The following is a 12086-nucleotide window of genomic DNA, read 5'->3' on the forward strand; positions in this document are numbered from 1 at the left end:
CAAGCATCGCGGCGGCGGCAGGATTCAGTTCATAGATATAGCCCTGGTTATCCACCACCGCAAAACCATCGCCCATATTAGTAATCACGGTATCCTTGGCAATGGGTATAATGTTGAGGGTCCGCCAGTGGAGCAATGCCCAACACCAAATCAGAGCGGACAGTAAAAAGCCCACCGGCAATAGCATTGGGGCGTACACCCATTGACTGAAAAGGCCGGTGACTTGTCCGGAAAAACTAAAAAGCGGGCCAATCGCTATGATTACGGCCTGCCTGCGGCGTAACCCTGACGATTGTCTGATCCACTGAAGGTTAATATACCAACAGACCAGCGCCAGTAAATAATTATAGTCCAGCATCAGCCAGTGCAGTATTCCGCGCACCGTAAACCAGCCATGCCATTCGTTGGTAAAGATGATCAAGATAGTAACTGCCGGTGCAAAGATAATCGCCACCAGCCTGTGCCAGGTAAGCCAGCTCCCCCAGCCGGAAACTTGCAGGATAAACACAAACCAGCTCGGAACAAGAATATAGCCACTCAGAAATGCCAGTTTATTCCAGACAAGCTGCCAATGTAAGCTGGAGCTTACAGAAAACATCACAATACAGGTTAACCAAAGAACTCTGGCTCCCAAAGAAGCTATCAGGGGCAGGACACCTGGTGTTTTGCGATAATGGCACAGATATGCCGCCAATGCCACCAGTATTATAATTACAAACAGATGCAGTCCGATACCGGAAAGCCGGGGTAAAGCTATTTCCATTATGGAGTATCCTCCTGGAAAACAAGGTGTTTTATGTATGTTCTTGAAACATATTGTAATTCCTTCTTAGAAAATACAAGAAAACTAGGGCAGGAGGGAGCAATTAGCTGTTAACCGCTCACTTTTGAGTACCCTTCTAATAATTGGAGTCGTTCTCAGGGGCACGCCCACGGAACCCCTAGTATACCATTTAGTATGAAAAAAGAGCCTGAAGTCTCTAAGCTTTAATATCTATTGACCCAGCCTTCCGGTTTGCTCGGTTCTCGTTTTCATTAGTTAATTGCTGGTTTTTCAGCCGATTCTTTTTTCTTAGCTCGCTTTGGTCTGGAAGCGGTTTAAAGGAACGAATGGGAACTACCGGGGAGATTCTCTCTAGCCTCTCAACTGGCTGAATCGAAGTCGCTTTCCGCTCCATGGAATACCTCTCCTTTTTGTAAAAATTAACCCTTATACTGTTAGATCGTACAATCGCTAAATTTATTAAGCCCCCAGCATCGTGTCATCACACAAAAAGTGAGATTGCCGCAACTTGCGTGGCAATCTCACTTTTTCAACGTCCGGTTGCTTTCATATACAAGACTACAGGCAGCTAGTCAAGCGCATGCTTCCTCTGCGTAAACCAGGAAAAACAACTCCCCAGCAAAATAATTAACAAGCTTGCCGCCATGCCGGTGTATAGCGGATTGACAGAAAGCGCCAGTAGGGAATAGCCAGTAATAGCGAACAGCGTACTCAATACCATCGAGGAAATTGCCCATTTTTTCTTTAAAACTCCTGGCAAAAATACGGCCAGAGTTAACGGTAAAAATACGCCTGCACCACGCAAAGCCATTGATAAATAGTTCCAGCTCAACACAAATGACTGCAGGTTAGCCAGTGCTGTCAGCATGGCGCAAAACGCCACCATGACAATGGTTGTTCGATTAATCCAGAGTAAGTTGCGGCTGTCACTAACACCAAATACCCCATGAAAGATATCGCGTGCAACCATGGTGGCAATTCCCAGCAAAAGACCAGCAATCGAACCCACGACCGAGATTAAGAGTCCGGCAAGGCCAATACCACCAAGCCAGGCAGGCATATGATTTAGCATATACATTGGTAGTGCATCAATCGGCAAAATATCAGGATAGTTGACCCGCATGAACATGCCAACTGCCACAGACGGCAATCCTACCGGTATGGTTATCACCGCAGCCGTACACGTACCAATCAGGGCAGTCTGCGAATCACGCGCCGCAAATATTGCCTGGATATAAGTCTGGGTGCAGACAATACCGACAACAAGCGAGAACACATTACCAAGACCGCCCCACACATCAGCCCCAAACAGGCTAAACCACGTAGATGAGGGAAACGCCGTCTCCAGGCTGGGCAATTGCTGCAAAGACTGAAAAGCATACCAGCCTGCAGAAAATAGCGTTACATAGATGATCGCCACCTTCATTAGACCAGATAGGCCTGTTCCCTGCATACCACCCCAAAAAACATAAGCTGCAACCAGAAAAACGGTAACCACAGCCGCTTGCCATGACGCAAACCCAAAGAGCGTTGCTAACAAATGAATCCCCGACAAGCTACTTGCCACTATGCTGAAGAAAATCCCCACTGACGAAATAACACTGGTCAAAGGCCCCATCGGCCGGCCATAGTTCAAGACAAGATACTGAGAAATGGTTTCAAGCCCTGTATTGCGCAGCGGGCTTGCATAGAAAATCCCCATCACCAGAAAGCCAATACCAGACCCAAGTGTAAACCACCATGCTGATAACCCAGCTGAATACGCGAGCTGCGTTGTACCGATGGTAGCGGCACCACCAATGATTGTACCGGCAATCGTTCCCGAAACGATCGCTGCCCCTGCCGAACGTCCGCCGAGACTGAATGATTCTGCCGATTTTACCCGGCGCGCCGAATAGATGCCAATCGCAAAAACTATCATAAGTGTGGCCAAAAAGCCAATCAAATGTACCAAACTAAAATTCATAGTTGCCCCTCCGCAAAATACCGTTGACTAAAACTACAGTTCTTACGTATGATTGTAACAAGTCTATTACCATACGTAAAATACCGAATATAACCGCTTACTATATCATTTAGGTATTGCTGGAGGGTCTATCATGAACATCCAAGACATGGAGTACTTCCTGGCTATTGTCGAAGAGGGAAGTATAACCGCTGCCGCAAAACGCCTGCATATTGCGCAGCCACCGCTCAGCAGGCAAATGAAACAACTAGAAACCCAGCTTGGGGTTCAACTATTCGAACGCGGCAGGCGCAGAGTAAAAGTAACCGAAGCCGGTAATCTGCTGCGGCACCGGGCTGAACAAATACTGGAACTAACGACAAACACGATTAAAGAACTGAAAGAGTTCGAGACAGGGCTGCGTGGCACCCTGTCAATTGGCGCTGTTACCTCCTCCTGGGTCACACTTTTACCTGATCTAATCCGGGTATTCAGAGACCGCTACCCCCATGTGCTGTTTCGCTTACGGGAAGGAGAAAGCCGGCGCATCACAGAACTCCTCGACAAAGGCATTGTGGACATCGGCATGGTACGAGTTCCTTTTGATACCGAAATTTATGAGTCCATTGAACTACCGCACGAACCCCTGGTCATTGCTTTCAAAGCCGGGAATAGCAACAGCCTTGACGGTGACTCGCCTGAGATCAGCCTGGCAGAGTTGGCAGGTAAGCCACTAATGATTCATCGCAAATATGAAAAAATGCTGACAGAGCACTGCCAGCAAGCAGGTTTTGCGCCTGAGATTCTTTGCGAAAGTGATGATGTTCTGCCCCTGTTAGCTTGGGCAGCTGCCGATATCGGCATTGCCGTAGTCCCTCGCTCGGCAGTCAGTCTTGTTCCCAGCGCCAACCTAGTCACCAAAGCCATTGTTAATCCTGCGCTCGAAACAGCAGCCGCCCTTATCTGGGTTCGCAATCGCTTTCTCTCAACAACGGCGCGCCACTTTTTATCCTTGTTCGCTTCCATGAAGGTATGAAGTATAATAGGCAGCCGAGACGCCTCCCATCGGCTAAGTATTTATAATGCTTTTGACGCGCGCCACTTAATATAAAACCAGATAACTTATAGGATCAACAGCAGTGCCATTTACTCTGATTTCATAGTGAACATGTGGACCTGTACTTTTCCCGGTGCTGCCAAGATAAGCAATGACTTGACCTTTTCTTACACTTTGTCCGACTTTTACTACGATGCGAGAATTGTGCCCATAAATAGTTGAAACGTTATTGCCATGATCAATTTGAACAATGTTGCCATAGCCTTCAGACCATTCGCTTCGAACCACCTCACCATCAGCAGTAGCGACAATCGGTGTATCCAGATTGTTAGCAATATCAATTCCCGGATGTAATTCACTGCCACTGCCCCAAGGCGAATTACGCCAGCCATAAACAGAGGTCACCGCTCCGCTTACCGGCCAGATGGAAGGCTTAGTCGCCAATTTATCCTTGCTTCTGGCCATTGTTTCAATAGCTTGAACCTGTTCACCCTCACTAGGCTGGATAGGTTCAAACTCAGTTGGTGCGCCACCGCCCGCACTAAGTGCCTGGTAATGTTTCACTGAAATCCCCACAAAAACTATGCTAAGTAAGCACACTAGCGAAACAATCCATTTTGCAGAACTACTTTTCAACCGCCAATTGCCGACTTTCTGCTTAATATCCATTACATGTGGAATACGCATACCTGTATTGCCTCCCTTGCGATCCCTGTCTATCTACATTATAGCGGAAATTCCACTCTTTGCGTCAACACTTGACGCAAAGAGTGAAAAGTGAGAACATAGTAGCTGTTACCCTATCATTCTTGGAGGTGATCTATGTGAAAAAAATCCGACATAAATATCGCATGTTCACTGTACTATCCGCACTTTTATTTACATTAGCACTACTGTTAGCTACCGGTCATAACCTACTTCCAGTTTCACTTTGGAACCAGCACATTAGCCCTCGAACGCCGATAAGCATAACAGCAGTACCGGTGGGTGCTATAAATAAACCAATCCAGCTCGTTCGGACAGGTTCCGTAGAAAGCTCAACAGTTGTCCCTATAAATGCCGAATTTTCCGGTCAACTCAGTGAACTATACGTAACAGCAGGCCAAGCAGTCAAAGCCGGTCAGCCGCTACTTAAGCTCCAGGTAACTTCTGAACCAACGGTAAATCAAACTTCTCAGCAGGCGCAAGCCAATTATGATAATGCCTTAAAAGAATTTAACCGATATCAAAAATTGTTCGAAATCGGGGGTATTTCCAAACGGCAATTGGATAGTGCCACTACCCAGCTACAAGCAGCAAAAGATAGCTTGTCCAACACCCAGCAAACTATCTCCGCCGCTAACGCTACCATAAACGGCACCGCCACGATCACCGCACCGATCAACGGCATCGTGACCGGTCTATCTGTTGCTCCAGGGAAGACGGTGCAGGCCGGTCAGCAGCTGCTATCTTTAGGAAGTGGTCAAGAAGTTGAGGTTGTCGTCCGTCTTGACCAAAATGATTTGTATCTGGTCCATTTAGGCACGCCAGCTGCGTTAGAAGCAGCGCAACAAACTATAGTAGGTCAGGTTTCTAGCATCTATCCCCAGATAGATGCTAGCCAGAGCCCTTCCTTTCTTGCCCATATCAAACTCATTACTAATCCAGCCGGGTTACTAAAGTCTGGTATGTCCATTAATGTTCACATCGATACAGGTACATCTGCCATGGTTCCTGCAGTCCCCTCAGCATCAATATCCCAAGACAATCAGGGTCGGGCTTTTATCTACCTCGCAACCAATGGTAAAGCAATGCTCCATCAAATAACAACCGGGGAAGCCATTGGCGATTTGACAGAAATCACCTCTAACCTCCCTCAGCAAAGTATGGTCATCACAAATAACACAAAAGACTTGAGAAATGGCGATGCTATCACAGTGGTGCAGTAAAGCAATTCTCTCCCTTGTAAAATGCGTATATCCAAGCATTAGACTTATATTAATATAAACAATGGAAAGAATAGTTACTGACACATTGACGAAATGGCAGGGTTCTAAATGAGTAAAAATCAAAATCCACGCCACCCAAAAGGGACCTTAACTACGCTTGGAGCAGTAGGAACGCATCTGCGAAATCCTTGGGTGTCTGCGTGGTGGTCTGCCGCCCTTCCAGGTTTTGGTCATTTACTGATAAGTAATCATTTTAAAGGCTTTGTTCTAATGCTATGGGAGTTTATCGTTAATAGGCAGGCCCACATTAACTCAGCAATACTCCTTTCATTTACAGGGAGATTTCAAGAGGCTAGAGAAATTGTGGACCATAGGTGGCTACTCCTTTATGCGGCAGTTTATGTATATGCAATATGGGACAGCTATTCCGAGACTATAGAACAAAATAAGTATTATATTTTAGCTGAGCGTGAGGATTCCCCGATTGTCCCTGCTAAATTTACTGCTTTGGAAGTCGGCTATGCTAAGAAACGCAAACCATTGCTTGCCATCATGTGGTCACTATTAACTCCAGGCTTGGGTCATCTTTACACTAAGAAAATAGCTGAGGGGTTTGTTATTTTGACCTGGACGATAGTATTTGCCTATTTGTCACACGTTTGCGAAGCAATTGAGTTTTCTTTATTCGGTGATTTTGATAAGGCCAGGTCAGTTGTTGATTATGATTGGTTATTATTTATACCATCCATATATGGTTATTCAGCTTACGCCTCATATGCAGGGCTGGTAGAACTGAACAAGTATTACGAGGCCGAACAGGCCCGATATTTAAAACAGAATTATATGGATTCAGAGTATACCATGCCTATGTAATGGTTTGGGAGGATCAATGTATATCTTCGCTTCATTCGAGCAGAGCGCTCTATTAGAAATTGCGATATCTGATTTGACAAGACTGGGGCTTACAGAAAAACACATTTTAGCTGTACCATTGCAAAAAACCACACGGCAAGTTACAGTATTTGACAAGGTATACCGAGCCGATGGCTTTAGTGTCCTTGACGGAGCGGCCTTACTGGGCACAGTAGGTATGCTGCTTGGAGTAGTTTATGGATCTGTGTATTATTTGGGGCCGATTATCTGTGGTTTATTAGGGCTGCTTTCAGGAGCTGTTATTGGTCTGGCTGTGGACTGGGTTATAACAACAAGAAATATTAAGTCTGAGGAACGGAGCAATCCAATACCGGTAATGCTTATGGTCCGCTGTGAAGTGGCACAAGCCGAAGCAGTTGAAAAAATTCTCGAGGAGCATCAAGCCTTAGGTCTTGCAAGGCACTCCAATGAGGCGTTAACCCCATCCCCTAATGTCAAGGATCTAGGAAAACAAAAGTGAGATTGCTGCAACTTGCGCAGCAATCTCACTTTTTTCAACTGTTATAAGCTTAACTTGCTCTTAATACGCTCGATGGCTTCCTTAGTGCTCTCCTGGCTGCCGAATGCGGTAAGCCGGAAGTAACCTTCACCAGCCGGACCGAAGCCGGCACCTGGGGTGCCGACAATATGGGCATCTGTTAACAGTTTGTCAAAGAAGGACCAGGAATCATAGCCTTGTGGTGTTTTAAGCCAGATATAAGGTGCGTTGACACCGCCGAAAACGTCCAGACCAATGCTCTTTAGGCCTTCGCGGATGGTCTTGGCGTTGGCCATATAGTAGTTAATCAGATCTTTGATCTGTTGCTGGCCTTCCGTAGTGTATACCGCCTCAGCGCCTTTTTGAATAATGTAGGGTACGCCATTAAACTTGGTAGTTTGACGGCGATTCCACAGTTTGTTTAAAGGATATTGGCTACCGTCAGCCGTGTAGGCCATGACCGATTTCGGCACTACCGTAAAGGCGCAGCGAGTGCCGGTAAAGCCTGCGTTCTTCGAGAAGGTTCTAAACTCGATAGCCACATCTTTAGCGCCTTCAATTTCATAAATACTGTGTGGAATGCCTGGTTCCTGAATGTAGGCTTCATAGGCGGCATCATACAGGATGATTGAGCCGTTGGCTTTAGCATAATCAACCCATTTTTTCAGTTCTTGCTTCGACAGCGTTGTGCCTGTCGGGTTGTTAGGATAGCACAGGTAGATGATATCTGCCTTTTCCTCAGGCAAGGCCGGAATGAAGTTATTTTCAGCATTGCAAGTCAGGTAGGTTACACCGGCAAACTTACCGCCGCTGACCTGACCAGTACGGCCAGCCATGACATTAGTGTCAAGATACACCGGGTACACCGGGTCGGTGATAGCTACTTTGTTGTCCACACCGAAGATTTCCTGGATATTGCCAACATCGCTTTTGGAGCCGTCGCTTACAAAAACTTCATCAACATCCAGTTTTACGCCCAGTGTCTCATAATCAGTTTTAATGATTTTTTCAATTAAGAAGGCATAGCCTTGCTCAGGGCCATAGCCACGGAAGGTCTTGGCATCAGCCATTTCATCGACAGCCGCATGCAACCCTTTGATTACGGCCTCAGGCAAAGGTTTAGTTACATCCCCGATACCAAGTCTGATGATATTGGCGCTGGGATTATCGTCTTTAAATTTGGTTACACGTTTTGCTATTTCAGCAAATAAATAGCTTCCAGGCAATTTTAGATAGTTTTCGTTAATTAAAGCCATGCTTTGAGACGCCTCCTGGTTTCAATAATTTGTCAGATTTTTAATTGTTCCCCAAAATTCCAGGGTCAATGCAGTAGTACCATGCGTCACCTAAAGACATGGCTTATTTTGCAGTCTTTTTCCGTACTGCGGCGTTGTCGTCGCCTTACATATGTCCGATATGCGCGGCTCCTCCGCCTTGCAGTGCGAAAAGATCCTTGCAAACTAATCTCATGTTTTAAGCGACGCATGGTACTAGCAGTTACTCGCTGATATTTGGTATTATATTCTGCTACATGTATATTTTTCCTTCATGGCTAAGCAAAAAAATCGTTGCTGCCCCGCAATCTTCCCGGTGGCAGCAACAATTATTAGCGCAACATCGCAAGCCCTATCGTTAGCACCAGCATGAGCACCATGGCAGCATAGTCATTCGTACTCAGCCCAACATCGGCAGTAAACTGCCGCCGGCCCCGGCTGCCAAACCCTCTGAGTTCAAGGCTCATAGCCATGGTCTCTGAACGGGACACCGCCCGCAGGACAAGTGGCTCAACAATGGCGACATAGTCCATCAGCCGTTTAAGCGGGCTGCCGCGAAAAACGTAACCTCTGCAGGCTTGAGCCTCGCGGACGGCCTGGCTTTCTTCAAGAAAATCCGGGACAAACCGCAAGGCCGAAGTAAACATAAATGCATATTCATAAGGAATCCGGCACTGGCTAACCAAGGCTGCCGTCAAATCCTGCAGGCGGGTGGTAGCTAATAAAAATATGAAAATCAACGACATAGCCAGCATTTTTAACCCTGTCATCACCGAAAACTCTACCGTACTGCCAAACACATACTGAAGTGCGGCTAACATCACGGCAAACATGGCCAAGCCGAAGGCCCCTTTAAAGTGCTTGGCTGACGGACGATAGAGCACAAGCAAGAGCAGTTGCCCTCCAACCAAGGCCGCCTGGCCTGTCACGGTGGGGATGAGCAGCGCCCATACCGACACAGCCGCTGTTAAAATTAGTTTGGTAAGCGGTGCAAACTTAGGCATTAATGTTCCCTCCTTCGTTTGATCGCCGAACCAAGCAGTTCCACTAAGTCAGCCGCACAATTTGCCTCAACGCCGGTAAGCTGCTGGCTGAGAGATAAAACCGCGGGTGGCATTAGGCCCCACGCCCCAATATCCTGACTGCCGTCAAACAGACCCGCTGGTATGCCATCAAATACTTTATGTCCTTGTTCCAGTACGACAACCCGTGCGGCATACTGGGCAATAAGTTCCATATCATGGGTAACCAGGATAATTGTAATCCCTTGTTGATTCAGATCGGTTAAGAGTTCCATCAGGGTTTGAGCTTCCCAGGGGTCCTGGCCGCTTGTCGGCTCATCCAGGATTAGTACTTGCGGTTTCATGGCAATGGCTGAGGCAATTGCCACTTTCTGTTTTTGGCCCCGGCTGAGTGTTCGGGGAAAGTTACCTGCCAATTCTGTTAGGCCAGTCATGTTTAATGCCCAGGCAACAGACTCGTTAATAGCCTCCGGGCTAAAGCCAAGCTGTTCAGGTCCATAGGAGACTTCTTGGGCGACAGTCTCCCGAAAAATCTGCCTGTCAGGGTTTTGAAACACATAGCCAATACTGCGGGCCATGTCGGCTGGCGTCATAGCTGCCGTATTTTTTCCCTGAAAGTGGATACTGCCGCCGGTTGGTTTTAACAAAGCCATTGCCAGGCGGGTCAGCGTTGTCTTGCCGCTGCCATTGCGTCCGGCCAAAGCTACAAATTCACCTGCTGCCACAGTAAAGTCAACACTGTCAAGTGCCCGCTTGCCACTGCTATAGTTATATATGATCTTTTGTATGGTTAAGAGTGTTTCAGGCACTTCTGGCCACCCCTTTTATACACGTAAGCCGGTTTAGTTCCGCGGCTGCCTGACTTTCAGTCTGCCAAACACCAAACTTTTGTCCTGTTTCCTGCTCAAGTGTCAACTTTATCGCCCATAATGACGGTACCCCCAGCTTAAGCGCAGGCTGCTGCCACATAAACTCAAGCGTCTGGCTTAATTCACCGGTAAATTTGAGGCTCCCGCCCTGCATCACGACAACTTGACTGGCGTACGGCAGAACCCGCGCCAATTGATGTTCAACCACAATCACCGTCTTTCCCTGATGGTTGAGGTCAGAGAGCAGTTCATAAATTCCGGCTGCACCCTCAGGATCAAGGGCTGATGCCGGTTCATCAAGTACCAGGATATCTGGCGACATTACCAACACCGAGGCGATAGCCAACCGTTGCTTTTGTCCGCCTGACAGACCAGCTACCTGGCATTCTTCCATCCCGGCAAGCCCTACCTTGGCTAGCGCCAGGCTTACCTGCTTATTAATTTCACTGCGGCTAAAACCGGATGTCTCCAGACCAAAAGCCACTTCTTCAGCTACCGTCATGGCCACAAGTTGGCTTTCATAGTCTGCCAGTACTGTACCCACCTGCTCAGCTAATTCGCCCATACTGCTCTCAGAGGAATTAACGCCGCCAACCCGTACACTGCCGCCTTGCCGTCCACCAAAATAATGGGGCACAACACCGGCAATCGCAAGAGCCAGGGTCGTCTTACCCGCTGCGCTGGGGCCGGTAATAACGGTAAATGAACCTCTGGGAACCGATAGCGTTATATTATCAAGCACTACACTGCAGTCGGGATACGCGTAAGAAAAATTTTCGAATTCAACAGCTGCCATAGCCTACCCCTCCTTGCCGCCAAACAGCCTTTTCGCCGGGAAGTATAAGAGCTGGGTAATGACCATATTAATCGCGGCAACTGTTAAAACAACTGGAAGCATGCCATATAGGTAAACTGCCATTGGCAGTGATAAAACAACTTTGAGAATAGTAATAAAGGTAAAGCCGCTGGCGACGGTACTAATACCTGCCGTAATCGCTGGACGCAGGTTGATACTCCCAATAGTCAGGCTCATTGACATATGGACAAGGAGTGCACAGACCACAGCACCAACCGGCTCACTAACGAAGTTAGCATACGGCAGCGCTGCCTTGGAGATAGGAATGGAGATGGCACCTGTTACCAGGCCAATACCAGCAGCCTGCTTAACACTGACGCGAGTGAGATTAATGGCAATACAGTACATGGCAATCAACCAGTTGGGAGTAATACCGGCAATGGCCGGCGTGACTATTTTTAAGATAACACCAATCGCCAGGAGTAGCGCCGTGACAGCCACCCAGCGGAATCGGCCCTCTTGTCCTGTCTTAATTGTAACTAATTCTTGTTGCTGCTTGGTTTCCACGTTAAACTCCTCCTCATTTTGTTCTTAAAAATCTTGAAGCTTATCTGCAATTCTAAAATGTTAGGCACAAAATAAACAAAAACCCCGTCCCTTAAGTCATACACTCACTGTATGACTTAAGGGACGGGGTATAATACCCGCGGTGCCACCCTAGTTGACCAGAATACTCTGGCCCGGCTCAAATCTAAGTACAGGACAAATCGTCCGATACCTGCTTCCTGGTAACGGCGGAAGACCCCCGACAGTGCCTACCCCGTTACTCACGGCTCAGACTGTATCTCCTAGGCCCATTCGACATGCTGAGCGGCGCCAAACTCCCACTACCGTTGGCTCGCTGTGGCTCTCTAGCTATGTGTACTCTTCCTAGTCATCGACTTTACGGCTACTTATAAACGCTCATCTGCGTTGTTACTCCTGCGCGTTCTCCCTGCAA

At 47.5% G+C, this 12086-nt stretch carries 12 protein-coding genes, 1 pseudogene and 1 other annotated feature; of the genes and pseudogenes, 4 read left to right on the top strand and 9 right to left on the bottom strand.

Features of this window, described 5'->3' with window-relative positions; translation table 11 throughout:
• From B9A22_RS23395 to B9A22_RS23405, 3 genes are all read right to left on the bottom strand, one after another.
• A partial coding sequence (locus tag B9A22_RS23395; protein ID WP_139796365.1) for a histidine kinase N-terminal 7TM domain-containing protein occupies positions 1-763 on the bottom strand: 763 nt, incomplete at its 3' end.
• A gap of 217 nt (positions 764-980) precedes the next feature.
• Positions 981-1178, bottom strand: a complete 198-nt coding sequence (locus tag B9A22_RS23400; protein WP_084578356.1) for a hypothetical protein — start codon at positions 1176-1178, stop codon at positions 981-983.
• 174 nt (positions 1179-1352) lie between these two features.
• On the bottom strand, positions 1353-2750 hold the full coding sequence (locus tag B9A22_RS23405) for a sodium:solute symporter family protein (RefSeq protein ID WP_084578357.1): 1398 nt from the start codon (positions 2748-2750) through the stop codon (positions 1353-1355).
• Positions 2751-2883: 133 nt separating this feature from the next.
• Here B9A22_RS23405 and B9A22_RS23410 point away from each other — a divergent pair, with 133 nt between their 5' ends.
• Complete coding sequence (locus B9A22_RS23410) at positions 2884-3765, top strand: LysR family transcriptional regulator (protein WP_084578358.1); 882 nt, start codon at positions 2884-2886, stop codon at positions 3763-3765.
• A gap of 66 nt (positions 3766-3831) precedes the next feature.
• On the opposite strand, the pseudogene B9A22_RS26195 reads toward B9A22_RS23410, so the two are convergent.
• Positions 3832-4227 (bottom strand): annotated as a pseudogene (locus tag B9A22_RS26195) (M23 family metallopeptidase); the annotation flags it as partial.
• A 383-nt stretch (positions 4228-4610) separates the two neighbouring features.
• Between B9A22_RS26195 and B9A22_RS23420 the strand changes: the two are divergent.
• The 3 genes from B9A22_RS23420 to B9A22_RS23430 all read left to right on the top strand — a co-directional run bounded on the left by B9A22_RS23420 (position 4611) and on the right by B9A22_RS23430 (position 7107).
• Positions 4611-5714 carry an efflux RND transporter periplasmic adaptor subunit gene (locus B9A22_RS23420; RefSeq protein WP_084578360.1) on the top strand — a complete coding sequence of 368 codons (1104 nt, stop codon included), beginning with the start codon at positions 4611-4613 and terminating at the stop codon, positions 5712-5714.
• Between the two features lie 108 nt (positions 5715-5822).
• Positions 5823-6587 (top strand): hypothetical protein, encoded by a 765-nt coding sequence (locus B9A22_RS23425; RefSeq protein ID WP_084578361.1) that lies wholly within the window; start codon positions 5823-5825, stop codon positions 6585-6587.
• Positions 6588-6603: 16 nt separating this feature from the next.
• On the top strand, positions 6604-7107 hold the full coding sequence (locus B9A22_RS23430; RefSeq protein WP_084578362.1) for a hypothetical protein: 504 nt from the start codon (positions 6604-6606) through the stop codon (positions 7105-7107).
• A 41-nt stretch (positions 7108-7148) separates the two neighbouring features.
• Here the strand turns inward: B9A22_RS23430 and B9A22_RS23435 are convergent, their stop codons facing one another.
• From B9A22_RS23435 to B9A22_RS23455, 5 genes are all read right to left on the bottom strand, one after another.
• Complete coding sequence (locus B9A22_RS23435; protein WP_084578363.1) at positions 7149-8381, bottom strand: LL-diaminopimelate aminotransferase; 1233 nt, start codon at positions 8379-8381, stop codon at positions 7149-7151.
• A gap of 350 nt (positions 8382-8731) precedes the next feature.
• Complete coding sequence (locus tag B9A22_RS23440; protein WP_084578364.1) at positions 8732-9403, bottom strand: energy-coupling factor transporter transmembrane component T family protein; 672 nt, start codon at positions 9401-9403, stop codon at positions 8732-8734.
• On the bottom strand, positions 9403-10230 hold the full coding sequence (locus tag B9A22_RS23445) for an energy-coupling factor ABC transporter ATP-binding protein (RefSeq protein WP_084578365.1): 828 nt from the start codon (positions 10228-10230) through the stop codon (positions 9403-9405). The genes B9A22_RS23440 and B9A22_RS23445 overlap by 1 nt, the downstream gene beginning before the upstream one ends.
• Positions 10223-11086, bottom strand: a complete 864-nt coding sequence (locus B9A22_RS23450; RefSeq protein WP_084578366.1) for an energy-coupling factor ABC transporter ATP-binding protein — start codon at positions 11084-11086, stop codon at positions 10223-10225. The genes B9A22_RS23445 and B9A22_RS23450 overlap by 8 nt, the downstream gene beginning before the upstream one ends.
• 3 nt (positions 11087-11089) lie before the next feature.
• Positions 11090-11653: a tryptophan transporter gene (locus tag B9A22_RS23455; protein WP_084578367.1), complete on the bottom strand. Its 564-nt coding sequence runs from the start codon at positions 11651-11653 to the stop codon at positions 11090-11092.
• Between the two features lie 116 nt (positions 11654-11769).
• Positions 11770-12033 (bottom strand) — a binding site (T-box leader).
• Between the last annotated feature and the right edge of the window lie 53 nt (positions 12034-12086).

The organism is Sporomusa malonica (assembly GCF_900176355.1).
Lineage (GTDB): Bacteria > Bacillota > Negativicutes > Sporomusales > Sporomusaceae > Sporomusa > Sporomusa malonica.